20 protein-coding genes and 1 pseudogene are annotated in these 24,892 nt (G+C 40.1%); 12 read left to right on the top strand and 9 right to left on the bottom strand.

Features of this window, described 5'->3' with window-relative positions; translation table 11 throughout:
• Window positions 1-22: 22 nt before the first annotated feature.
• A pseudogene (locus IJE10_03880) lies at window positions 23-154 on the top strand (SpoIVB peptidase).
• A 16-nt stretch (window positions 155-170) separates the two neighbouring features.
• On the opposite strand, the gene IJE10_03875 reads toward IJE10_03880, so the two are convergent.
• Window positions 171-929 carry a helix-turn-helix transcriptional regulator gene (locus IJE10_03875; GenBank protein ID MBQ2967246.1) on the bottom strand — a complete coding sequence of 253 codons (759 nt, stop codon included), beginning with the start codon at window positions 927-929 and terminating at the stop codon, window positions 171-173.
• Between the two features lie 124 nt (window positions 930-1,053).
• Between IJE10_03875 and IJE10_03870 the strand changes: the two genes are divergently transcribed.
• Window positions 1,054-3,288 carry a hypothetical protein gene (locus tag IJE10_03870; GenBank protein ID MBQ2967245.1) on the top strand — a complete coding sequence of 745 codons (2,235 nt, stop codon included), beginning with the start codon at window positions 1,054-1,056 and terminating at the stop codon, window positions 3,286-3,288.
• Window positions 3,285-4,154, top strand: a complete 870-nt coding sequence (locus IJE10_03865; GenBank protein MBQ2967244.1) for a glycyl-radical enzyme activating protein — start codon at window positions 3,285-3,287, stop codon at window positions 4,152-4,154. The genes IJE10_03870 and IJE10_03865 overlap by 4 nt, the downstream gene beginning before the upstream one ends.
• A gap of 112 nt (window positions 4,155-4,266) precedes the next feature.
• On the opposite strand, the gene IJE10_03860 is transcribed toward IJE10_03865, so the two are convergent.
• Window positions 4,267-5,073, bottom strand: coding sequence for a helix-turn-helix transcriptional regulator (locus IJE10_03860; protein ID MBQ2967243.1), 807 nt, complete (start codon window positions 5,071-5,073; stop codon window positions 4,267-4,269).
• 169 nt (window positions 5,074-5,242) lie between these two features.
• On the opposite strand from IJE10_03860, the gene IJE10_03855 reads away from it, so the two are divergent.
• The 4 genes from IJE10_03855 (at window position 5,243) to IJE10_03840 (ending at window position 10,888) form a co-directional block, all read left to right on the top strand.
• Entirely contained in the window at window positions 5,243-7,357 is a 2,115-nt protein-coding gene (locus tag IJE10_03855; protein ID MBQ2967242.1) for a hypothetical protein, read from the top strand.
• 4 nt (window positions 7,358-7,361) lie between these two features.
• Window positions 7,362-8,177, top strand: coding sequence for a glycyl-radical enzyme activating protein (locus IJE10_03850; GenBank protein MBQ2967241.1), 816 nt, complete (start codon window positions 7,362-7,364; stop codon window positions 8,175-8,177).
• 54 nt (window positions 8,178-8,231) lie between these two features.
• Window positions 8,232-9,524 carry an endo-1,4-beta-xylanase gene (locus IJE10_03845; GenBank protein MBQ2967240.1) on the top strand — a complete coding sequence of 431 codons (1,293 nt, stop codon included), beginning with the start codon at window positions 8,232-8,234 and terminating at the stop codon, window positions 9,522-9,524.
• Window positions 9,525-9,622: 98 nt separating this feature from the next.
• On the top strand, window positions 9,623-10,888 hold the full coding sequence (locus IJE10_03840; GenBank protein ID MBQ2967239.1) for an FAD-dependent oxidoreductase: 1,266 nt from the start codon (window positions 9,623-9,625) through the stop codon (window positions 10,886-10,888).
• A 25-nt stretch (window positions 10,889-10,913) separates the two neighbouring features.
• Here the strand turns inward: IJE10_03840 and IJE10_03835 are convergent, their stop codons facing one another.
• Window positions 10,914-11,708 carry a helix-turn-helix transcriptional regulator gene (locus IJE10_03835; GenBank protein ID MBQ2967238.1) on the bottom strand — a complete coding sequence of 265 codons (795 nt, stop codon included), beginning with the start codon at window positions 11,706-11,708 and terminating at the stop codon, window positions 10,914-10,916.
• A 145-nt stretch (window positions 11,709-11,853) separates the two neighbouring features.
• Here IJE10_03835 and IJE10_03830 point away from each other — a divergent pair, with 145 nt between their 5' ends.
• Both IJE10_03830 and IJE10_03825 read left to right on the top strand, forming a co-directional pair.
• Window positions 11,854-13,281, top strand: coding sequence for an L-fucose/L-arabinose isomerase family protein (locus IJE10_03830; protein ID MBQ2967237.1), 1,428 nt, complete (start codon window positions 11,854-11,856; stop codon window positions 13,279-13,281).
• 5 nt (window positions 13,282-13,286) lie between these two features.
• The gene (locus IJE10_03825; GenBank protein MBQ2967236.1) at window positions 13,287-15,407 is read left to right on the top strand and encodes a hypothetical protein; all 2,121 of its coding nucleotides are present in this window, start codon (window positions 13,287-13,289) and stop codon (window positions 15,405-15,407) included.
• Between the two features lie 15 nt (window positions 15,408-15,422).
• On the opposite strand, the gene IJE10_03820 is transcribed toward IJE10_03825, so the two are convergent.
• From IJE10_03820 to IJE10_03805, 4 genes are all read right to left on the bottom strand, one after another.
• Entirely contained in the window at window positions 15,423-16,004 is a 582-nt protein-coding gene (locus IJE10_03820) for a hypothetical protein (GenBank protein MBQ2967235.1), read from the bottom strand.
• A gap of 16 nt (window positions 16,005-16,020) precedes the next feature.
• On the bottom strand, window positions 16,021-16,368 hold the full coding sequence (locus tag IJE10_03815; protein ID MBQ2967234.1) for a hypothetical protein: 348 nt from the start codon (window positions 16,366-16,368) through the stop codon (window positions 16,021-16,023).
• Entirely contained in the window at window positions 16,365-17,411 is a 1,047-nt protein-coding gene (locus IJE10_03810; protein MBQ2967233.1) for a hypothetical protein, read from the bottom strand. Before IJE10_03810 ends, IJE10_03815 begins: the two co-directional genes overlap by 4 nt.
• Window positions 17,412-17,479: 68 nt before the next feature.
• Complete coding sequence (locus IJE10_03805) at window positions 17,480-18,214, bottom strand: helix-turn-helix transcriptional regulator (protein MBQ2967232.1); 735 nt, start codon at window positions 18,212-18,214, stop codon at window positions 17,480-17,482.
• A 138-nt stretch (window positions 18,215-18,352) separates the two neighbouring features.
• Here IJE10_03805 and IJE10_03800 point away from each other — a divergent pair, with 138 nt between their 5' ends.
• Window positions 18,353-20,602 carry a hypothetical protein gene (locus IJE10_03800; GenBank protein MBQ2967231.1) on the top strand — a complete coding sequence of 750 codons (2,250 nt, stop codon included), beginning with the start codon at window positions 18,353-18,355 and terminating at the stop codon, window positions 20,600-20,602.
• Between the two features lie 28 nt (window positions 20,603-20,630).
• Here the strand turns inward: IJE10_03800 and IJE10_03795 are convergent, their stop codons facing one another.
• Entirely contained in the window at window positions 20,631-21,443 is an 813-nt protein-coding gene (locus tag IJE10_03795) for a helix-turn-helix transcriptional regulator (protein MBQ2967230.1), read from the bottom strand.
• Between the two features lie 138 nt (window positions 21,444-21,581).
• Here IJE10_03795 and IJE10_03790 point away from each other — a divergent pair, with 138 nt between their 5' ends.
• Together IJE10_03790 and IJE10_03785 are read left to right on the top strand one after the other, a co-directional pair.
• Complete coding sequence (locus IJE10_03790; GenBank protein ID MBQ2967229.1) at window positions 21,582-22,892, top strand: neutral/alkaline non-lysosomal ceramidase N-terminal domain-containing protein; 1,311 nt, start codon at window positions 21,582-21,584, stop codon at window positions 22,890-22,892.
• The gene (locus tag IJE10_03785; protein MBQ2967228.1) at window positions 22,893-24,050 is read left to right on the top strand and encodes a DegT/DnrJ/EryC1/StrS family aminotransferase; all 1,158 of its coding nucleotides are present in this window, start codon (window positions 22,893-22,895) and stop codon (window positions 24,048-24,050) included. It begins immediately after the preceding gene.
• A gap of 8 nt (window positions 24,051-24,058) precedes the next feature.
• On the opposite strand, the gene IJE10_03780 is transcribed toward IJE10_03785, so the two are convergent.
• Entirely contained in the window at window positions 24,059-24,859 is an 801-nt protein-coding gene (locus IJE10_03780; protein ID MBQ2967227.1) for a helix-turn-helix domain-containing protein, read from the bottom strand.
• Window positions 24,860-24,892 lie beyond the last annotated feature (33 nt).

Raw genomic sequence — 24,892 nt, 5'->3', positions numbered from 1 at the left:
TTGTCCCTCATTGACATCACTCATGTCGGGTTCGCCTTTAGTTCAAAACGGCAAACTGATAGGTGCAGTTACCCACGTTTTTGTCAACGACCCGACGAGAGGTTATGGGATATTTATAGAGAATATGTTGGGTGAGGCAGAGAAAATCAAATAACAACAAAAGCATCCTGCTATTTGCGGGATGCTTTTGCATATTCTTTTGGTGATTTTTTAAAAGACTTTTTAAATTCACGGGAAAAATAGCTTTCATCATTATAGCCGGATAAGAAGCAAACATCGCCAACGGTATACATTCCTGACTCAATTAGCTCTTTTGCACGCGTTAACTTAAGTGAATTTATATATTTAACGGGCGATACGGCAAAACTCTTAATAAAGCAGTTCCTTAAATGCACAACACTAATATTGCAGAGTGAAGCCAGATGCACAACACTTATATTTTCTTTATAATAGTTTTCGTGGATATACTCAACAGCAGGCTGAATGACGGAAGAATTGCTGTATGGAATAACATATTCTGCTTGCATATTGTAAATTATGTTGTAAAGCTCTGCTTTAACTTTTGAAAAATAACCCGTAGATTTTTTATTCCATATTTTTCGGCTGTTTTTAAAGCTTTCCAAATATGTGTTAAGATTTTTTATTTTAAATACAAATGGCTCAAATTTCATATTAACAGGCATTTGAAAGTTGATTGCATAGCAATCGGAAGTCTCCTTTTCTTTAATTGTGTAGTTTGAACCTTTTGGAAAATACACGATTGTGTTTTTGGTAACCTTAAAAATTTTTTCATCAAAACAGAAGGTTCTCTCACCCCCTAAAAACAGAGCCAATCCATGACTTGCTCTGTTTTTGTGAATCATTGAACCTTTTCCGGCTTTTACCAAACATGCAAGTTCAATTTTATCAATAATAAAATCCTGTTTCATAAAATGAATCATATAATCACCATTTTTATTATATATTTTAGTTTCTAAAAAGTCAAGTTTTTCTTTTTCTTCATTGTTTTTTCTTTCTTTTTGTTCTAAAATGTACTTGAAAGGTGGAGATTGTATGATTAATTCTGCAGACAGATATTTTATTGAGCGAAAATATCACGATCCTGAAAAAGCGTTCGATGCTTTTGCCCGTATGGCATATCACGGAACGGGATATATAAAAGAAAGCGGTCTTTGTGATGAAGAATTATTGAAAGGGCTTGAACAGCTTTCAAGGGAGAACGAAGGCTTACCTCACCCGATTGCAAGAGCAAAAGCCATTAAATATGTTCTTGAAAATGAACGGTTATATATCAATGAACACGATTATTTTGTGGGTCTTTATTCACTCAATCGTTTAGCGAATAAAAGCACCTTTGAAAAATGGGGAGAAGAATCACGCGCCTTAAGAAATTCCGAAACTATTGAGCGCGCCAATGATTTTAACAATTCAGGTGCAGTAACAATATGGACAGACTATGATCATGTTGTTCCTGACTGGAAATCTTTAATGGAATTAGGGTTTGTTGGCATTCGTGAAAGAGCAAGAGAATACCGTAAAATGCACATTAAAAAAACTATGACCGAAGAAACCGAGGCATTTTTCGATGGCATTGAAATTCAGTATACAGCAATCATTGATTTGATTGACAGAATGTATCGTACTGCTTGCAAATTTACCTTTGAAAAGGCACCTCAAATAGCTGAGTGTTTAAAAAATCTTCGTGATGGACATCCAACTTGTTTTTATGAGGCATTACAGCTTATTTATATATTTTTTATAATATCTGAATCAATAGACAGTTATCAGGTTCGTTCTCTAGGCAACGGTCTTGATAATACGTTGTACGGATTTTATAACAATGATCTGGAGTCGGGGAAATGCACAAAAGAGGATATAAGAAATTATTTATCTTACTTTTTTATGCAGTGGTCTGCCATAGGCAACTATTGGGGCCAGCCCTTTTATATGGGTGGCACCGATTTAAACGGCAACACAAAGTACAACGAGCTGTCCTATGAAATACTTGATGTGTATGACAAGCTCGAAATATACAATCCGAAAATACAGTTAAAGATAAATAGAAATACACCCGAAAAAATCTTAAATAAGGCTTTTGATATGATTCGCCGAAAAAACGCAAGCATTGTATTTTGCTGTGAACCTACCATGATAAAAGCTGTTATGGGTTATGGGGCAACGTTTGAGGAAGCAATAAATTATGATATTCGAGGATGCTATGAAACAGGAGTCAGAGCAAATGAAGTTTGCTCTACATCAGGCTATGTCAATGCAGCAAAAGCGGTTGAATTTGTGTTCACGAATGGCTATGATGATGGAATTAAAAAACAGGTTGGCATAAAAACTGGAGAAATATCTGAAATCAAAACATTTGATGATTTTTATTTTGCCTTTTTAAAGCAATGGGAATATCTCATTGAGCAAAGCATGAAAATCACTAATGATGCCGAAAGATTCTTGGCATTTGTTAATCCTTCTTCTATGTACTCTGCAACGATTGAAACTTCTTTGAAAAACGGCAAAGACGGATACGGTGGTGGTGTTAAGTTCAATAATAACGCTATGCTTAACTGTGGTTTTGCCAGTGCGGTTGACAGTGTTATGGCTGTAAAAGAATTTGTGTTTGACAAAAAAGAGCTTTCTCTTGAAGAATTGACAAATGTTCTTAAAAACAACTGGGTTGGGTATGAAAATTTGCGATTAAAAATCAAAAAAAGCAACCATAAATACGGAAACACCGATAAGCTTACTGATACCTATGCCGGTGCAATGGCAAGCTATTTTGCCGATAAAGTAAATAATGTGCCCAATGGTAGAGGCGGTGTTTATAAAGCTATTTTTCATTCAGCTCGTGCTTTTATACGGCAGGGCGAAAAGACAGGTGCCTTACCGGACGGAAGATTAAAAGGCGAAGAATTGTCTAAAAATGCAAGTCCGGTAGTTGGTATGGATAAAAACGGTATTACGGCTTTAATAGAATCAGCAACCAATCTTATTCCGTCTGATTATCATGAATCGTTTTGTGTTGATGTTATGCTTCATCCGAGTGCAGTTGAAGGCGAGGATGGATTAAAGGTTCTAAAAGCTGTTCTTATGACCTATCTTAATAAAGGCGGTCAGTCGATTCAGTTTAATATTTTTAATATAGACACTTTGCGTGATGCACAAAAAAATCCTGAAAAATATCAGAATTTGCAGGTGCGTGTTTGCGGATGGAATACACTTTGGAATAATATGAGCAAAAAAGAGCAGGATGCCTATATTTTGAGAGCGGAGAATATACAATGAAAGCAATGATTTCTGATATAAAACGTTTTGCGGTACACGATGGTGACGGAATAAGAACAACGGTATTTTTCAAAGGCTGTCCGCTAAAATGTGTATGGTGTCACAACCCCGAAAGCATTGATTTTAAACCGCAACTGGCGTTCTACGATAATAAGTGTATTGATTGCGGTGAATGTGTTTCTGTGTGTCCGTCGGGAGCACACAAAATCATACAAGAAGGTCATAGTTTTGAAAGAGACTTATGTGTTGCTTGCGGAAAATGCGAAAGTGTTTGTCTCGGTGAAGCACTGAAATTTTACGGAAAAGAAATGACCGTTGACGAACTTTTGCCGCTATTGCTTGAGGATAAGGACTTTTATAAAACAAGCGGCGGAGGGGTAACACTCTCGGGCGGAGAATGTCTTATGCAGGCAGATTTTTGTGCAAATCTGTTAAAATGTCTAAAAGAAGAAGGTATTAACACAGCGGTAGATACATGCGGCTTTGCAGCAAAAGAAAGCATTGATAAGGTGTTGCCGTATACCGATACATTTTTATATGATATAAAAGCCATTGATGAAGATGTACATGTTAAATGTACAGGACAAAGCAACAGACTGATTTTAGATAATTTAAAATATATAGATTCTTTCAGCAAATCAATAGAGGTACGGATACCTTATGTGCCAAATTATAATGATAATCAAATGAATCTGATTGCTGATTTTTTAAAAGACCTTGAAAATGTGACAAAGGTTCGCGTATTACCATACCATAACTATGCAGGCTCAAAATATGAGGCATTGGATATGGAAAATCGTTTGCCTTTAGAATTACCAGGCGGAGAGGAAATACAAAAAGCAGAAAATATTGTTGCCGCTCGTTGACACCGGGCTGTGGGATAGGGCATATTTATTGAAAATATGTTCTCGGAGCAGAAGTGTGTAAATAACAGTAAAAGCATCCTGCTGTTTGCAGGATGCTTTTACATATTTTTCGTTATGCTTTTGGATGAAAGTTTTTTGCATATTGGGTAGGAGACACACCAATCAGTTTTTTAAACACTCTGCTGAAATAGTAGGTGTTTACAAAACCGCTCATTTCTGCTATTTTTCCGATGGAGTAGCATTGAGCGTTTAATAAATCGCAGGAATAATCAATTTTTTTCATCATAATATATTTGTTCGGCGTAACACCAAAGCGTTTAACAAATATTTTGGACATATATGTGTAGCTTACATTGCAGAGCTTTGCTAAGTGTCTGCAATCGATATTCACTTCTGTAAAATGCGCATCGATGTAGTCGGTTGCAGGGGTAATAATGCTGTTTGTGTTTGAAGACAAATATTCCGTTTCAGCTGTTTGTATTTTGCACAAAATCTCGTACAGCAGAGACATACATTTTACATACCAGCCGCTGTGCTTGTAATACCAGATTTTCTGAATTTTTGAAAATAATATTTTAAAATCGGGATGCGTGCCGTAGTTTTTTACAAGTAATTCAGAGGGAAGCGGGGAATCGGAGGTGAAGGCTATATTGATGCATTCACCCATCTCGCAAAAATCAACATAATACTCGGGTGCAGGTTTGAATAGTGCAGGATTGGGCAAAAATCGGATATCACCTTGCTTTTCACACACGGTTTTGCCGTTGAATGTAACATAATCCATGCCGTCTGATTTGTATAAAAGCTGATAATAGTAGGCAGAATCGGTCGGATAAACAGCATGGCTTCCGGGTGGTTCATCTTTGAAATTATTTATGTAAACAATATCTTTAATCGAAATTCTTTCGCAGTTGAACATATGTTTTCCCCTTTTATAACCTTATTACAAATTTATTTAAACATATTTTCTTGAAAATGTCAAGAAGATAAAGTTTTAAAAAGGACAAAAGGAAAATAATGTGTATTTACAATTCTTTTATAAATATGTTAATATAAGGTAGATATCATAAGTTAAGAGGTGTTTTGTTATGGATAAAAGAATTCAAAAGCTTGCGGAGCTTACCTTAAGCGGACAAATGTATGTCAATCCGGTTAAAACGGATTATGACAGAATGGATTTACTGTTGCCCGAACACGAAAAGGATGTAAAAAGAATATGTGAATTTATTCTGAATCAGCAACCGAAAATAACAAAGTACTCAGCGTTAACAGGCTTTTTCAATTTTGATGCTTCGGTTATCGGAAATATTTTCCATCGAGGTGGGCATCCGTATACGGATAAAGTCTTACATGAATTTTACTGTAAAAAGGTTGACAATCTTTCCTCTATGGACTGGCAGCACGGTACTGCAGACTACAGAACGGTTTTGTCCGGCGGCATGACCGGTGTAATGAAAGAAATCGAAAAGTCCATTGAGTCACATACAGAGCCGGACAGAATTCTTTTTTTACAAGACCTAAAAAAAATAGCAGAAACCTTTATTTTGTGGATAAAGAAATGCTCGGGTCTGGTTGAGGAATTTTCTAAGACCGTAGAAGAAAAGGAATATCGGGAAAATCTTAAAAAGCTTTCCGGTGCTCTTTTAAACATAGCAAACGGAGCACCTAAAACCTTTTATGAAGCGGTGCTTGCCATTTATGTGTGCTTCAGTTTAATTCCCGATAGCTTAGGAACTTTAGACAGATATCTCTCAAGCTTTTATTTCCGCGACATTGAAAAGGGGATACTTACCGAAACGGAAGCAAAAGTATATATTCAGGAGTTGCTTTTGATGGTACAGGCGGTAACGCCGATTGAGTCTTACGGCTTTAGTCGTGGCGGACAATCTCATTTTTGTATTGGCGGACGCGATATTGATAAAAAGGACTGTTATAATGAGGTGTCAAAGCTCATTGTAGATAGTTTGATGGAGCTTCCGACCGATATTCCGGAGGTAACACTCAGATGGACAAATGATACACCAACAGAAGTTTTAAAATATGTGCTACAGTGCGAACGAAACGATAAGCACAAGCGAATTGCTTTTACAAATGATGATAAAAGAATACAAGCATATACAAAAGTATGCGGATTGCCGTATTCTGAAGCAATCAACTACACATTGGTCGGTTGCAATGAACCTGCACTTTTAGGCGGAATGTGTGCCAGCACATCGCACGCAAATCTTGCCCATTCGGTAGAGACCGTTCTGCATGACCGCAGTGCAGAAATTGTACACGCAAAAACTTTTGAAGAATTTTATGCTGTATTCAAAGACCAGCTTTATAAGGATTTAGATAGAATATATCACTTAGATGATTTGTATAACCTCGGACGAAGCAGAGATATAAACTATGTAAGCTGTTTGCTGATGAACAGCAGTATTAAAAATGGAAAAAGTACAACACAGGGTGGTGCAGATTATGCAATCTCGACCATTATGTTTCTTGGAAATGTGACAGTAATTGACAGTCTTGCCATCATAAAACAATTTGTTTTTGATGAAAAAAGAATCAAAATGCAGGAGCTTTTGGACGCACTTTGTGCAAACTGGGACGGCTTTGAAGCGTTACGATTTGAAATTTTGAAAAAAGGAGATTTTTTCGGAAACGACTGCGAAATTTCAAATTATGTGGCAAAGCTTTTCTATGATACACTTTATAAGTACATCAAAGATAAAAAAACAGTCTTCGGATATCCCGTGTTATTGGGTGACCATACCGGATATCAATTTCATTTTAAATGGTTTGGCGAAGATACCAAAGCAACGCCTGACGGTAGATATGCAGGCACACCTTTAAGTTATGGAATTTTCCAGATCGGCGGAAAAGACAGAAACGGACTTTCTGCATTGATGAATTCCATATCTAAATTTGACCCACACGGAATTTCAAGCGCAACGGTTACCAATTTTAATCTCGATTACGCATATTTAGAAAATGATGAGGTGTTTGAAAAGACTGCTTTGATGCTCGAAACATTTCTTAAAAAAGGCGGTATGCAATTCCAGCTTAATTATGTAACAAAAGAAGAATTGCTAAACGCCAAAGCTGTTCCGGATGAATATAAGCATCTTAAAGTAAGAGTGACCGGATACTCTGATTATTTCACAAAATTAAATGCGTGTATACAGGATTCTATCATTCAGCGGTACGAGAGGTAATGGAATGAAAGCATTGATTTTTGACATAGAACGGAATTCCTTTGTGGACGGTCCGGGAATACGTACAACTGTATTTTTCAAGGGTTGCAATCTAAAATGTAAATGGTGCCACAATCCCGAAAGCCAAAGTGCCAAAAAAGAAATACTGTTTTATAAAGATAAGTGCTCAGGCTGTGGCAGATGCAAAGATTTAACAATAGCTGATGCAAACTTTTTCTGTTTAAACGATGCAAAGGAAATCTGCGGGAAAGAATATCGTGTCGATGAAGTGTTGGAAGAGGTAATAAAAGATAAACCTTTTTACGAAAATTCAGGCGGTGGCGTTACACTTTCGGGCGGAGAATGCATGCTGCAGATTGATTTTTTGGCTGAAATTCTCAAAAAATGCAAAGAAAACGGAATACATACAGCGGTTGATACCGCAGGACATGTCCCGTGGACATATTTTGAAAAGATACTGCCATATACCGATGTTTTTTTGTATGACATTAAGGCCATGGAGTCTAAAATCCATGAAGAATACACAGGCACAGGGAATGAACGGATTTTAGAAAATCTTTCGGGACTTTTAAAAGCAAAAGCTTCGGTTTGGGTCAGAATTCCGATTATTCCCGGTGTAAATGATACGGAAGAAGAAATGAAAACTGTCAAAGCTTTTTTTGATGTAAACGGATATCCTGAGAAAATCGAATTGCTTCCATATCATGCCATGGGAACACATAAATATTCTGCACTTGACAAAAAAGCAGAAGAATTTAAAGTGCCGGACATAAATAAAATTGAAGATTTGAGAAACCTGTTCACATCTTCAAATACTTGACATTCATTTCTAAAATCTTTATAATAAAGGTGAAATAAGTGGGTGGTGAAGAGGATGAAAGAAGCATTGGAAAATTTTCGTAAATCTTTCGAGGTGTTAAAGCCTGAAATAGATGCAAATATCGAAAAATATCGTAAGGGAAAATTCGAAATCCGTGTGGTGGATAAGGACGGGAATCCTGTTCGGGCAAAGCTTTATGCCAAACAGGAAAAACACGCCTTTGACTTTGGCACAAGCGTGCTGATGCTTGGAAACATGGGCGAAAAAGAGCAGGCGTATCGGGATGCAATCACAAATCTTTTTAATTTCGTGACCACAACCTTTTGTTGGGGTGTGATGGAAACTAAGCCCGGCAAATTCCGTTTTGAAGAGGGAAGTGAAGAGATTTATCGAAGACCGCCCTCTGACCGCGTACTTCGGTTTGCGGAAGAGAACGGCATGAAAGCCAAAGGACAACCGCTTTTTTGCGGCCGCTGGTGTCCCGATTGGTTACCCAAAGATGCTAAAATTCTGAAAGAGCGGTGGCTTAAATATGTACACGCGGTCGCTGAGAGGTATGACGGAAAATTTGGTGTATTTGATGTGGTGAATGAATCCTACGAACAAAACGGAAGCTGGAGCAACATGGATTGGTTTCCCGAGCCGATTGAGGATTTTGTGAGCTGGATGCTTAAAAATGCAGGTGAGATTTTTTCAGACAAGTGTGTCTTAGAAAGAAATGAAGCGACGCAGGTTAACTACGGTAAAGAGGCGCTTAGGTATTATAGCGAAAACAAAAAGCTTTTAGAGCAAGGAATACGTCTGGATTCCATCGGCTTCCAGTTCCATTTTTTTGACGGGAAATCCTGCAAAGAGCGACTGCTTTTAGGCGAAGCAATACCGCAGAATATCTACAACACATATCAAAAGATGTCGTCCCTTCATCTTCCTATGTACATTACCGAAATCACCATTCCGACTGTTTATGAAAATATGAGCAGGGAAGTCGGCGAAGAAATACAGGCAGAAATTTTAGATAAGCTTTACAGATTGTGGTTCAGCATTCCGAATATGCAGGGCATTGTCTACTGGAATCCCAAAGACGGTGATGCCTGGGAAAGCGAGGGCAACTGCAGGGGCTGTCTGATTGACGAAAATGTGCGTAAAAAGAAATCTTACTACGCGTTAGAAAATTTGATTAAACGGGAATGGAACACTTCTGTTTTGCAAAATACCGTTGAAGGAACGGTTCGGTTTTCGGGCTTTTACGGTGAATACGATATTGAGATAGAAACGGAAAATAAAACCATTTTCGAAAATAAAGTTTCTTTTGATAAAAACACCAAAACCGTTACGATTGTTATATAATTTTGTGCTAAAGGCATTCTCGGGCAGAGGATGTCTTTTTTGCTTGACAATTTAAGATGAATCCTCTATAATCAAAAATAGACTAGGAGGTGTTTGATATGCAGTATGAAGTTAAAATTCAGAATGAAAAAACTTATGATGTGATTGTGGCAGGCTCGGGACCTGCGGGAATTGCGGCGGCTGTTATGGCAGGCAGGTGTGGAGCAAAAACCTTGCTGATTGAAAGCTGTGGCAGAGTCGGCGGTATTTCCACAGCCGGTATGATGAGCCATTTTACCGGAAACGTGGGCAACCGTCTGTATCACGAGACTTTAGAAAGAGCAGCTCAAAAGAATCTTTTTGAGCAAGGTGTAAAAACCATCGTTATTGACCCTGAATATTTAACTTTAACCTATATCGAAATGCTGGAAGAAGCCGATGTGGACATATTACTGTACACAACCGTTTGTGATGTAATCATGGAAGGCAAATGCTTAAAAGGTGTTGTATGTTTGAACAAGGACGGTTTTTCGGCATTTTATGCAAAGGCGGTTGTGGATGCGACCGGTGACGGTGATGTGGCATATAAATGTGGTGCGGAGTATATTTTAGGCAGAGAAACAGACCATAAAATGCAGCCGGCGACCCTGATGTTCAAGGTGGGCGGTGTGGATATGGAAAGGGCTGTTTTCCCGCGTTCCTTTGAAACTCTTGTGCATACTGAAAAAGGGGAGTTGCAAGCACTTGCGAAAGAAAAATTGCCTGCACCTGCAGGACATGTATTGCTCTACAAATCCACAATTCCCGGCATTGTAACCTGCAATATGACCAACGTAACAGATATTGACGGAACAAGTGCAGAAAGCCTTACGTACGCAGAAATTGTGTGTCGTAAGCAAATGCCCGAGATTGTTAATTTCTTAAGAGAATATGTGCCCGGCTATGAAAACTGCTATGTTGTCGGCAGTGCATCTTTGATGGGTGTGCGTGAAACCCGTCATTTTAAAGGGATAAAAACCATTACAGAACAAGAAATTTTAGAAGCGATACAGCATCCCGATGCGGTGGTTTATGACGCACATTTTAATTTCGATGTGCATAACATCACAGGTGCAGGACTTGATAAAACCGGATGCCAGGATCATTTTAACCAGAAGAATGGCTATACCATTCCCTACGGATGCTTAGTTCCGGTTGAAACAGACGGACTGTTGCTTTCGGGCAGAAATATTTCGGGAACACATATGGCGCACTCTAATTTCCGTGCGATGCCGATATGTATGGGCATCGGGGAAGCGGCAGGTGTTGCAGCGGCGCTTTCTGTAAAGCAAAACAAACCGCTTCGCGAAATTCGGGTAAAGGACATTCAGGATAATCTGGCATAAAAAATCCGCCCAAACGGACGGATTTTTATAGTTTGCTGAAGAGTTTTGGTGTAATTCCTGTGTGTTTTTTGAAAAAACGGATAAAGTAGTTTGTATCCTCAAATCCGCATTTTTCTGCCACCTCGGTTACCGAATAATAGCCGGTTAAAAGATATTCTTTGGCATAGCTTAAACGTAAAGTATCTCTGTATTGCAGGGGTGATGTGCCATATATTTTTGTCCATTCGCGTCTGAAATGGGTTGTGCTCATGCTGGCGTAATTTGCAAGCAGATTAAGAGAAATATTACGGTTAAAGTTCTGCTCAATGTATTCTTTTACGGGGCGGAGTCTTAAGTGTGAGGCGGTGTTGTATTTTTGTTCATGAATTTCCGTACACAAGAACGCTAGAAGATGATAAAGGGATGCCGTTGCACGCATTTCATAACTTGATTTTCTGTTTTGCCAGTGGGTAACCAGTTCTTTAAAGGTGTGGCGATACCATTCGCTGTTTTCGGTGTGCAACAAACAAAAATCATCTGTAAAAAAAGAAAGATTGGAAGTAGATATATGCAGTTCAAAATTGACGGTGAAATGTTTAAAAGGTTTTGTGGTGACAATGGCGTACGTAGCTTTTGGTGAGAGCAGAAGGACTTCGCCTTCTCTGATTGTAAGACGATTGCCGTCTGAAAAACGGTATTCCGCTTCTCCGGAAAGGGCGTAAATAACACCATAAAACTTTCGACTGTTTAAATATTCGCATTTATCTTTTTGATTGAGCACAAATTCATGTGCAACATTGATTCGTTTGATGTCAAAATAAAAATTTTCCGTGCTTTTCATAATTTCACCCCCGTTCTCATTGTAGCAAAACGCGAAACAAATGTCAATAAATGATGGACATATTGTGCTATAAACATCATGAAATTCCATTGATTCTTGTTGCGTTTTGTGCTAACATACGAATATAAACTAGGAGGTATGTGGTATGAAAAAAGCAAAGATTGCAGTTGTTTCTTTAGGTCATTATATCTATTTTCAGCAGTTTGAGGGTTTGAAAGAAGAACTGATGCAAAAGACAACGCATTTTAAAAAATATTTAGATGCGCGTGTATGCGAGGTGGTGGACATAGGTTACATTGATTGTGCAGAAGGGGCATTTGATGCGGTAAGGGCACTAAAAAAAGAGGATGCGGACTTATTGTTTGTTCTGCTTTCTACCTATGTACCCTCTGCAGTTTGCGCACCCTTTGCAAGATATCTGGATATTCCGCAGGTACTTGTGGGTATTCAACCTCTGACACATTTGGACTACTCTCATACAACCACTTACATGCAACTTGCAAACGACGATGTTTGTGCTATGCCTGAAATTGCAGGGGTTTATGAGAGAATGGGCAGAGACATTCCGCCGTGCATAGTGGCTTCTTCTTCGCAGGAAGAATATATTAAAGAACAGGTAAAAGGGTGGGTGCTTGCGGCAGTTGCCATGGCAGGCTTTAAGTATGAAACCATTGGCTATTTAGGACACACTTACGAGGGTATGTATGATATGCACACCGATCCTACAGCATTTACCGCAACCTTTGGCGCACATGTGAAAATGCTTGAAATGTGCGAGCTTGTTAAACTTTCAGAGGCGGCAACCGAATCGGAAATTGATGAACAGATTGAAGAAATCAAAAGTATTTTTGAAATTTGCGACCCGTCCGTGGACCCGTTGACCGATTATGTTCAAAAAGAAGACTTTGCATTTTCTGCAAGACAAGCTGTTGCGCTTAAAAAACTGGTGAATACAAATAAGCTTTCTGCCCTTGCGTACTACTACAAGAGTGAACCCGGAAACCCTTACGAACAAATTGCCGCAAACTTAATTATCGGAAACACTCTTCTTACCTCGTCAGGCGTTCCTTTAGCGGGCGAGGCCGACCTTAAAACCGCAGCGGCAATGCTGATTATGAAAAACATTGGCGGTGGCGGTTCCTTTGCCGAAATTCATCCCTTTGATACCGAAAGTGATGTGGTTTTAATCGGGCATGACGGTCCGCACAATACGGCTATCGCAGAAGGCAAGCCAAGACTTCGGAAATTAAAAAAATACCATGGAAAGTCAGGCAGCGGTATCGGTGTGGAATTTTCCATTCAATCAGGTCCTGTTACGCTCCTGAGCATTTCTCTTGACAGAAATGGTAAATTCCGTATGATTGCGGCAGAGGGCGAATCTTTACCGGGCGAAATTCCGCAAACCGGCAACACCAATACCCGTGTAAGCTTTAATTGTCCGATTGGTACGTTTTTATCCCGTTGGTGCGAGGCAGGGCCTACACATCATCTGGCACTAGGTATCGGCCATCATATGGAAACTTTACGAAAATTTGCAAAAATCAGCGGTATAGAATTGGTTGAAGTAAGGTGAAGAATATGTTTAAAAATGTAACTCTTGAAATAAGCTTAAAACCCTTTAAACAGACGGACAAAGCTTTCATCCGTAAAGTGTGCGCAGGTGTATTCGAGCAATGGAGACCGCTCCTTAAAAACAGAGAAATCATTTCCATTATGCTGTGGGTGGGTGACGGTAGTGAAATTTTAGATTATGCAGGTGATTTAAATGCGCCCTTTGAGTGGTGCCAATTTATGGGTACTGCGAATCTGCCGTATCAGGATCAAGATACACCCCTTGAAACCTCTTTGCATGAACGGAAGGTGGATTACATCAAAAATCCGCCAAAAATGACCTATGGAATTTTAAAAACAATTATTTCCTCCTTTAAGGAGGAGGGGCGCAAAGCTTTTCCGAATGCCACAGTCCGTGTGGGAGAAACCTTTGATATCGGTCCCGAATTTGCTGTGTCTGATTTTAAATATAATCGTCACAAAGAATGTTTAGGTGCATCCGCGGTGGATAGACTCGGGTTTGTGGATGCGACCGCAACCTTAAATGCAGACAATTTTCACTATGCAGCATACCCGAACGGCATTCCGCAAGGCACGCCTTTTGGGACATTTCTCGGAATGCAGTCCAATTGCTTTTTAAAGGATATGGGTTTTGATTATCTGTGGCTGTCAAACGGCTTAGGCTTTAGTGCAGACCCCTGGAAGAAAACGGGTAAAATCTTTGACGGGAAAACTTATTATCCTGAAAAATTGCAGGCTACCAAAGAAAAGGTATTTGCATTCTGGAAGCTGTTTCGGGATGCTTGCGACATTCCGTTGGAAACGAGAGGTACAAATAATTCAGTTGGTATAGATTATGCCAGTGATGGCGTTCCGCTTTACGATATTTACAATGCTGACCTCAATATTACTGCACCGCCTAACTCACCATGGGCGGCATTAAACGATGATTTTGGCCTTGAAATCATGGGGCACATGACAAGAATCTGTGAGCTTCCGAACGAAAGCTTTCCGTTCCGGTACTATTTGCATGACCCCTGGTGGGTGAATTCTCCCTGGTATGATCGCTACGATGGAATGCCGTATGACATTTATCTGCCCATGGCAATCTCCAGAATTACAAAAGAGGGGACAATTGAAACTGCAAACAAATTCAATATTTTATCCATTGACAATTCCTATGGCGATATGCCGGATTGCTGTGTAAATGAACCCTTGCCGCACATTTTAAAAGCTGAAAAGGATGCCCCCGATTCGATTGCACCATTAGTTTGGGTCTATCCCATGCGTGAATTTACAACGGCAGAAGATGAGAATCTTTTAAAGGAAATGAACGAAGGCGACCGTTTTGTATCGGCGGCAATAAATAACGGTTTTCCCCTTTGTTGTGTAACCTCTACGGATTCCTTTTTAAATCACGATACAGATTTATATAAAAACTCTACACTTATAACACCTGTTCCCTTGAACAGTGCGGTTGCTGAAAAGCTTGCTGAATTCGGGAACAAAGGTATTGGTGTGATTTTGTACGGTACAGCCCAAAAATTAGAGGCGGTAAGCAACTTTAAAAATCTGATTAAAGTGGATGTGTCGGATGTACCGTCTGCGCTACAACAGGCATGGGGAACCTTTGGTCACAGCATAAAATTCAACCTAAAGCCTTCTTCTCCAAAGCCTCCTGCTATGACAATATCCAAAAGCGATAATGCATGGATTTTCTCGGCATATAACCCAGATACCACAACCGAGACATGCTTTAAATTTCCATTAGGTGCGCCGATTTTGTGCGGAATGGAAACTGAAATCAAGGACGGATTTTCTACCTATCGTTTTTCACGAAGCGAACACAGAGAATGTCGCGTTTATGTGGAACAGAAAGATGGCGTAATTTCCTGCCGTGAAGCACCGCCTGTAAATGCAAGATTCCGAAGAAGCATTTCCATCGGAGGATTAAAGGATGCAACGGTCAGACTTTTCAGCGAAAAGGATTGCGACGCTATGGTTTGTTTAAATGATGCGAATGCGACACCGATTTTTGACACAAGATTTAAGCTTGTGGAGGATGCAAAGTACGGAAAGTATCTTTTGGGCGAACAGATAACCGGCAACATATATTTCAGAATAGAGCACAAAAAAAAGACACCGTAAGGTGTCTTTTCTAATTTATTTTTTGGATTTCATATTGATGATAATGATAAGCAAAATTGCAATGATTACAACCAGAAGAACCAGGATGGCAATCAAAAGAATTTGTCCCATAAGGGGAGATTGCATATTTTCTGTTGCACCGGCAGGCTCAGCGGTTTCGGAAACGTTTTGCTGTTGTTCTGTTTCCGGTTCTGCTATCGGCATAACCTCGTCCGGTTCATCGGGCGTCGTAGGTTCAGCTGGTTTTGTTACAGGTGCTTCAACCGGTTGTTGCGGCGCAGGCTGGGGAGCAGGAGGTGTGGTGGTTGTCTGCACCAGAGCAACCCAACCATGGGTGCCATTATAAGAGGTATAGCCCCAGTTGCCTGAGGTATATTCAATATAAAGCTTTTCATAGTCAGGGATGGGGGATTCCAACACCTTGTTATAATTGGTGCCCGGACCGCTTCGCATATTCAAGCCACCGTCAGGGGTCAGGACATATACATAGTAGCCGGCAGGATCCATATCATAGGCTACTGCATCTGCCAGAATGTTTATAACATTCCCTGAAATAAGCAGAGTAACTAAAACTAAAAGTAATACTGTTTTCTTCATTTTTTGTCCTTCCTTTTTAAAAGATAATATTTATAATTTCACCAATTCCAAATGAGGCAACATTTAGAAGGAGTGAAATAATATACGGATTTTTAGTATTAGAAACATGACACTTTGAAAATATAAACCCTTCTGTAAGAAAAGCAAGAAGCTCTAAAATCAAAAGACCAATGGGGTGAAATGTACTTAAAAAAAGCGTCAGAGAAAGCGATGACAATACAACAACGGGATTGGTTATGATATTAGCCAGAGCAAGTGTGAGCAGTTTTTTAAGTGATGTTGCACCCAGAAAAAAGCCAAGAGTCAGCTCGGTTAAAAGAACAATTGTTAAATTGAAAAGCAATATATGCAGTATCCATATCATTTTTTAGCAACTCCTTGCATTTTGTCCAAAAGCAAGTAGCCAAAAACGAGAAGAAACAATGAAAGTCCTACACAAAGAAGTAACATAGGCATACCGAAAAAATTGCCTGCTCCGAAAACAACCGGAATAAAGCCTAACGCCAACGCGAAGGTGGTAAGTCCGAACGCAAACCCGTATTTTTGTCTGCAAAGTCCGGCAATCGCTGTAAGGGTTAACGGCATGGTCATGTTAAAGCAAAAAATGGCAAGAATACCCATAAAGGGGAATTCAAAGGCGAAAAGGAACGTAACAAAAGAAATGCCAAGGGACAAAACAGCGGTCCTTGTATAGCCGAGTCCGTCTCCAAGAAGGCCGCCCACTGCTTTTCCGCCAAATACAGCCAAAACAGACAGCAAAGACAGATACGGAACTGCCTTCCATGAAAAAGACATCACCATACCCAAAAAAGAGCGAATTATGATTGTCAGACTAAAACACAAAACTGCGGTTATAACAAGGGGCTTTGGATTTGTAAAATATATCTTCGCAAATTTTCTGTCCGACCCGAGGTTTTTTGAAAGCAAAAGGTAAGCAGTAGCTAAAAACATCACAAAGGGACAGAAATAAAGAAAAAATGTGCCGGAGGCTTTGTATGCAAGCCACACACCAAGCGCGCCACTGCTTACAAAAATGCCTGAAAGCCCGGCTTTTGGCATACTCATCTTCAAAATGTCAGCACCGGCACCAATATGAAATGCACCGTTTCCCAAAGCACCTATAAAGCAGGCAAGCCACGGAAAAACAAAGGATAGCGGGAACGCAATGCCCGAAAGCGCACAGCCGGCCGCTGCCACAAGCCTGTTCTTTTGCAGGAAATCCAAAAGGATACCGATAGGTAGCTGTCCTGCAAATGCCACGAGGTTATATATAATAAATACAAAGGAATGGTTTGCTAATCCCACAATCGGACCGGTTAATACCTTGCAAACCAGAAAAATAGTGGTAAAATCGACTAAAAAATGTAACAGTGTGTATATAAAAGCAAGTTTTTGGTCTTGTTTCATTCAGGTCGCCTCTCTTTTCATTTACTATAACATAAAAGGCGCTATTTGTCAACGAACACACGGAATACTTAGTTCCATTTAATCGGCGAAACCCCTGTTTCTTTTTTAAAGACCTTACTGAAATAATAAATGTCTGAGTATCCGCAAAGGGTTGCAACATCGCTTACCGAAACGGTTTTGGTCAAAAGCAGGCTTTTGGCATATTCAATCCGTTTAAAGGTGATGTAACGGTTGGGTGTTGTACCGAAATTGACACGGAAGAGTTCGCCAAAACGTCGCGCAGTGATTTGGCTGTTTTCAATCGCTTTTTCCAGGCAATCACAGTCGGTAAAATGCGTATCTATATAGCTTTTAGCATCTGTCATGCGCTTATCTTTTGGAAAATATTTTTTCCGGTGCACCGATTCAAGCTCTGCTAAAAATTGATATAATAGCGAAACAAGCAGTAGTTCTTCTCCGTTCTTTTGTGCCGTTTCCGCTTTTTGCAAAACAGACACAAATGTATCGGGCGCAGAAAGGGGAATGCAAAAACTGTCTGTTTCAATGTCCTCGAAAGTTGTAAAATGAATGGAAAAAGCTTCGCTTGGCTCTAATACTTTAACATGGTATACATCTTTTTGATTGAAAAAATAAACGCAGTTTTGGGTTAACATAAATTCGTCATTTTTAAGGGTGTGAAGCGCCTTTCCTTTAAGCTTAATACCGACAATGTGGTGCAGGTTGGCAGAACGCCATTGCTTTGTGGTTGGTATATAACGTACAACACCCAAAACATCTTTTACCCTGAATTTCGGAAAATTCATAAAAAACGCCTCCTTGATTTTATGGTAGCATCAATTTTAAATGCTGTCAATAAAAATTTCCGTATTTTACAAATTTCTTTTTATTCCATTGCAAAGTTGGTAAGGGAAACTGTATAATGAATACAAGGAGATGATTGCATGAATTATCAGGAATTACGCGATGAGTTGAAGTCGTTTTACTGGTTGGGAGATGAAAAGCGTTCTAAGGATTTTGCAGAAAAGTGCTTTTCTTTACTTGACAAAAAAGCAACAGATGATATGACAGTAACCGAGCAGAAGCTTTTGCAGTATGATGTGATAGCCGAAGAGTTTGAGCCGATTGTGTTTAAAAACAGTCCTTTTTATTATGAAACGGGTGTCTTAACCTCTTTATCCGATGGCGCAAGATGGGCAAAAAACCATGGTTTTACCATGGCAAACGGATGGGTATATATGCGGAATGCGCATCTTTTTTGGGAACAAAATGAAGAATTGAACGAACGAAGACAAGCACAATGCGATGAGCGACTGTATCTTATTTGCGGACCCTTTAATGATACAGCACAACACTATAATTTCAACAACCGTCCGATTTTAGAGCATGGCTTAAAGGGTATATATGAAGAGGCAAAGGCAGAGCTTGAAAATGCCAAAGCACCGGAAGAAACCGAATTTTTGAATGCAGTTTGTCACGGCATGCTTGTCTTGAAGAAAATGGCGGAAAAATTTAGCGAAAAAGCTAAAAAAATGCTGGAAAACGAAACAAATGAAGTGTGCAAAAGCAACCTTTCCCTTATTGCCGAAACAGCATCGCGTGTTCCTTGGGAAAAACCGCAGAGCTTCTATGAAGCACTTTGTGTGCTTGCGTTTATGCGTGTCGCGGTTGGCTCTTTGGAGGGAATCGGCCCGAATACCTTCGGCAGAATTGATGTGGATTTATATCCCTTTTACAAAGCGGATGTGGAAAAAGGCGTGCTGACCTATGAATCTGCCTATGATTTAGTGGCTAAGTTTTTACTTTTGTGGGATATGCATTATGACCATGACATGCTGATGGCAGGATATGCCGACCATGAGCTTGAAAACACCTATACCTTGGGCGGTTGTGACCAGGACGGAAATCCGTTGTACAACGACATCACTAAGCTTTTTCTGCAGGCAAACCGGGAAGAAAAAATCATTTTCCCCAAAATTAAGTGCAGATTCGCTTCCGATTCTCCGAAAGAATATCTGGATGAAATCAATAAATCGGTTATTAAAGGTACCAGTACCGTTTTGTATCAGAATGATGAGGCGACGATTCCTGCGGTTTGTCGCAATGGCAGAACGATAGAAGAAGCGCGCGACTATTTCATTTCGGGTTGCTGGGGTATGGCGGATAATTTTGAAAAATATGACCACGCAAACTACATGAATCTTTTGAAAACCTTTGAGTTTGCCTTACACAACCGACAAGATAAAATGGAAAAGACGGGTTTGCGCTTTAAGACGTTTGATACCTGTAAAAGCTTCGAAGAATTGTACAAAACCGTTCTGGAAAATATCGAGCTGCTGGTTGCCGAACGTTTATGGATAACCAAAGAAGGGGGACAGATTTTTCATAAGGTAGACAGATTTCCGATTTTTTCATCCACTCTCGTAAATTGTTTGCAACAGCATAAGGATTATACCATGTGCGGTGGCAAATATCATGATGAATATCATACTTTAGTCGGTTTTCCGAATATTGTGGATTCTCTTCTTGCCATTAAAACCTTAGTGTTTGATACCAAGAAATATACTTTAAAAGAGATGCTTGAAGCGGTCAGAAACAACTGGGAAGGCGAAGAGAATATGCGCCGTGAAGCTTTGCTTTGCCCCGGCTGGGGGGACGGAAGTGAAATTTCCTGCACCTTTGCAAACCGATTTAATAATGACCTTTTTGCTATTTATGAAAGACAGAGCGAAAGCTTTGGCAGAAAAGTGCATATGGGGCATCTTACTTATACAGAAATCCGTTTCTGGGCAGAACAAACCCTTGCAACACCTGATGGCAGACGAAACGGAGAGTTTTTCTCGCAGGGGTTAACGCCCTCGCGACTTAAAAAAATTCCGTCTGTAACAAGCGTGATAAACAGCTTATCGGCTTTGGATGCGTCTACACTTGGTTCAAACTCGGTTGTAAATATCATTTTGCCCTCTGACCGAATGAATCTTGATACCTGTGAGGCCTTTTTAAGAGCAACAGCAAAGTCTGCCGTACAGAGTCTGCAGCTGAATTGCACCACCAAAGAACAGCTTTTGGATGCACAAAAACATCCTGAGAATTATCAGGATCTGATTGTACGCGTGTGCGGGTTCTCTGCAAAATTCACATCTCTTTCGCGCGAGTGGCAACAAGAGGTGTTAAGTCGTAATTTCTATGAATGAAAAAAGAACTGAACAGGATTTTTTCTGTTCAGTTCTTTTTTTGCTTTCTGTACTGTCCCGGAGAGACATTGTTTATGTTTTTAAAGACCCGACAAAAGGATTTGGAATCGGGAAAACCGGTCTTAAAGGCAATTTCTTCTATCGAGTTTGTTGTTTCCGAAATTAGATTACATGCAATCTTTATCCGGTGACTGTTCAAAAGATTGTGGAATGTATCGCCCGTAATATTTTTAAAAATTTTACAGAAATTACTTTTGCTGTACCCGCAAAGGGTTGCAACAGTTTCTATGTCAATGTTTTCGCTGTATCGGGTGTAAATTGTTTCAAGTGCCGTTTCAATACTTGCCACTGAACGGAGTGCTTTTGAGGTGTGGTCGGTTTGTTGATCGTTTGCAATCTCACTCAAAAGATGTCCGCATATTTTAAAAAGATTCCCTCTAATCTGAAGCTCGGAAAAATCTGTAGGAGATAACCGGAACTTTGCGGTTTCGTTTAAAAGTGCCGTTAACGAGTCATTCTTTAAATGCAGAATGGGATTTGAAATTGTTTTTTGTGAAAGGGCATCGAAATAATCCGAAAGAAGCATGGGTCCCACTTCTATAACCAGCACACGGCATCCGTATTGGTTTGCAGGAAGCTCATGTGAGGTCATAGAGCCAATTACAGCCATGTCTCCTGCCGCGACCTTGTATTCGGTTTTGTTGATTTTGGTAATGTATTCACCCTGTATACAGTAATGCAATTCAATTTCGGGATGTCGGTGCTCTTCAAAGCCGTTTTCAAAGGAATTGCAGGCAACATAGTAGGGACGGTCACCCATCAAAAGTGTTTGGTACAGCATATTCTCACCTCGGCATTATTATAGCATACTTAAATTGTATGTCAAGAAAAAAAGTGAATTTTTGCGAATTTTTCAGCAAGGATTAGGATTGTAAAAATCTGCTTTGCATTGTACAATAAAGACAAAGGAGGCATTTTTATGAAGAAACAGCTTTATCTTGGCACAGCGCGCGAAATAATCAGTCCAGAAATCGGTGGATGCCTTTATGGTTACTGTCCTGACTGGCATTCCGAATCCAAGCATGATGACCTGACAGTTACGGCGTATGCTTTTACATCGGGTGATTTGAAAGCATTGTTTATTTCGGCAACCGTTTGTGCAATCAAGGAGACAATTTGCGAAGAAATTTTTGAGAAAATCAGCAAAGAAACGGGATTCTTAAAAGAGAACATCATTCTTTCTGCAACACACACCCATTCTGGCCCGTGTTTAAGTGGTGGTGAAATCGGCTGGGGCGGTCTCGATACAGAATATGCAGAAAACATCTTTATTCCGGGCGTGGTGAAAGCGGCGGTAGAGGCAGTAAACAACGCAGAGCCTGTGCTTATGGGCGTTGCAAGTGGTGAAAGCAAGGTTGCCGTAAACCGCAGAGAGCGAACCATGAACAATACCGTGACATTGGGTCAAAGTTCCTGGGGACCTGTAAACTTAAATATGACGGTTCTGTCTTTCAAAACTCCTGAAGGGAATGTAAAGGGAAATATTATCGCTTATGGTTGTCATGGTACGGCGGCAGGCAAGAACAAGGAAATTACGCGTGACTGGTCAGGTGTTATGACCGATACCTTAGAACAAAAGAGCGGCGGGTTAACAGCATTTTTTAACGGAACCATTGGTGATTCGGGTCCCAGGCTTTCTAACGGTAAGACTGTAGGTGACATCACTTATGTGGAAGAATTGGGTGCCGTTGCGGCAAAGGATGCACTTCGGATTTACGATTCCATTGATACATATAAAGAAGGCTCTGTTTCCTTTTTTGACGGCATGGTGTCTTTACCCTTGCAACCGCGTGAAAGCTATGAATGGGCATGTGAAAAATGTGAAGAAATAAAAGGACAAGAAGCCATAAATCTTACAGCTTTAACCAATAATCATTATCAGGAAGTGAAAAAGTCCTACGAAGAAAACTATGTGCAGCAGCAGGAAAGAGAAATTCCGCAAAAGATTTTAAGAATCGGTAATGTTGCATTTGTGGCATCACCCTTTGAAATGTTTTCCGAAATTGGCCTTCGCATTGATCATGCTGTTCCGGATTTAACCGTTTATCTGATGTCGAATGCAAATGGAACCAAGGGGTATTTTCCGACCCAGAGTGAGCTTTGCCGTGGTGGCTATGAAGTAGGATATTTTATAAACTGTAATATACAGCGGTTTACGGATGATGCGGATTTCCGTTATATCAAGGCAACTGTAGAAAATCTTGGGAAATTAGAAAGAGAGGGCGCATAAATGTATAGAATCGGACAGGAAGAAATTGATGCGGTCGCAAGAGTTATAAATTCTAAGCAACTGTTTAAAGTGAACAGCGGTGCTTTGCAGGAAACCGCAAATTGCGAAAAAGAAATGCGTGAAAAATTCAACACCGAACACGCAGTACTGATGACCTCAGGTATGGCAGCACTGACCTCTGCTTTAATCGGTATGGGTATCGGGCCCGGGGATGAGGTAATTGTTCCGGCTTATACCTATATCGCAACTGCGATTGCAGTGGTTTCCGCAGGCGCAATGCCTGTTATTGCAGAAATTGACGAGTCTTTGATGTTAGACCCGTTGGATGTGGAAAACAAAATCAATGAAAGAACAAAGGCGATTGTTCCGGTTCATATGCAGGGACATCCCTGCAATATGAAAGCCATAATGGATGTTGCAAAAAAGCACAATTTAAAAGTTTTGGAGGATGCTTGCCAGGCTGCAGGTACTTCCTTTGAAGGGAAAATGCTGGGTGCAATCGGTGATGCAGGTGCGTTTTCGTTTAACTATTTCAAAATTATCAGCGCAGGCGAAGGCGGCGCATTGCTTACCAACAGCAAAGAAATTTTTGAAAAAGCGCTTATTTATCACGACAGCAGTGCGGTGGCATACTTTGGCGACCAGATGAACGGTTTTTCCGAACAGCCTTTTTGCGGTTCTGAGTTTCGAACCAACGAAATTACTGCTGCTATTTTAAGAGAGCAGTTAAAGCGCCTTGATGGTATTGTGGCAGACCTTAGGAAAAATAATGCTTTGATGCGGGAATATTTAAAACCGTATTTTGATTTTGTGCCCGTAAACGACCCGGACGGAGATAGCGGTCAGGTTTTGTTCCTGCGATTTAAGACAGCGGAAGAAACAAAAAAATATGCAGAAAAAGCCGGCTTGGGAATTCCTGCTAATATGGGTAAGCATGTTTACAATGACTGGGCGGCAATCAAAATGAGAAGGGGTGCGGCACATCCTTTGATGGATCCCTTTAAGATGGAAGTCAACAAGAATTTTTCTTATTCGGAGGATATGTGTCCTAAAAGCTTAGATTACCTTTCTCGTGCGGTAATAGTACATATCAGCCCCGACTGGACAGAAGAGGAAGTAAAGCATGAAGCTGAAAAACTGATTTCAGCATTAAATTAAAAAAACGCCTAGGGCGTTTTTTTATTTGAAAAATAAATCTTTTTATATTCTGTGGGCGTAAGACCGGTCTGTTTTTTAAACAGTTTACAAAAGTAGGTGTAGTTCGGAATACCGACTTTTTCGCAAATCAGATATATTGGCAAAGATGAATTTTTTAAAAGCTCTTTTGCTTTTTGCAATCGAACGAATACAATGTATTCGTTGATTGTTGTTCCAAAAGCTTCACGGAATACCCGATACAAGCTGTTTTTGGAAACGTTTAGTGCGCTGCATAATACTTTTAGATTCAGATCGGAATCTAAATTTTTTGTGATGTATTCCTTTGCTTCATCTGCAAGGGAGTTTTTAGCAAAGGTGATGGCGCTTTCAAATAAGATATCGGGCAAAAGCGCCTTAAAGCTCTCTATCTGGGAATCCTGCAGACAGGGGATATCCTGATAAAGAAGAGCGTTACCGTCGTTGCAAATGGGGACAGAAGGGGAGTTGGTTGCACGGATGCGACCTAACAATACAAAACCTGCAACAACACCATTTTTGGTAATGGGCATAGCACCGTCCCACAGTCCTGCATGGCAGATGTGACTTTCAAACTGCAGACTCTTTTTGCATCGCTCAATAATACTTTGATCCGAGCAGGCGCAAGCATCTTTATTACTTTCTTGAATTTGCTCACAAAAATCAGTTTTTTCGCTGATACTTTTACAAATGCGATTGCCGTCGGCATCCAAAAATGAAATGCTGATTCCGGTAAGAACTGATAAATCTTTTATAATCTGCTCTAATTTTGGAATGTTATACTGGATGTGCATCCGATCACCTCGTTTGTCTTATCATACCACGTT

This window comes from Clostridia bacterium (assembly GCA_017410375.1).
Taxonomy (GTDB): Bacteria; Bacillota; Clostridia; order RGIG6154; family RGIG6154; genus RGIG6154.
The sequence above is the reverse complement of the archived record's forward strand: the minus strand, read 5'-3'. Positions and strand labels throughout refer to the sequence as shown.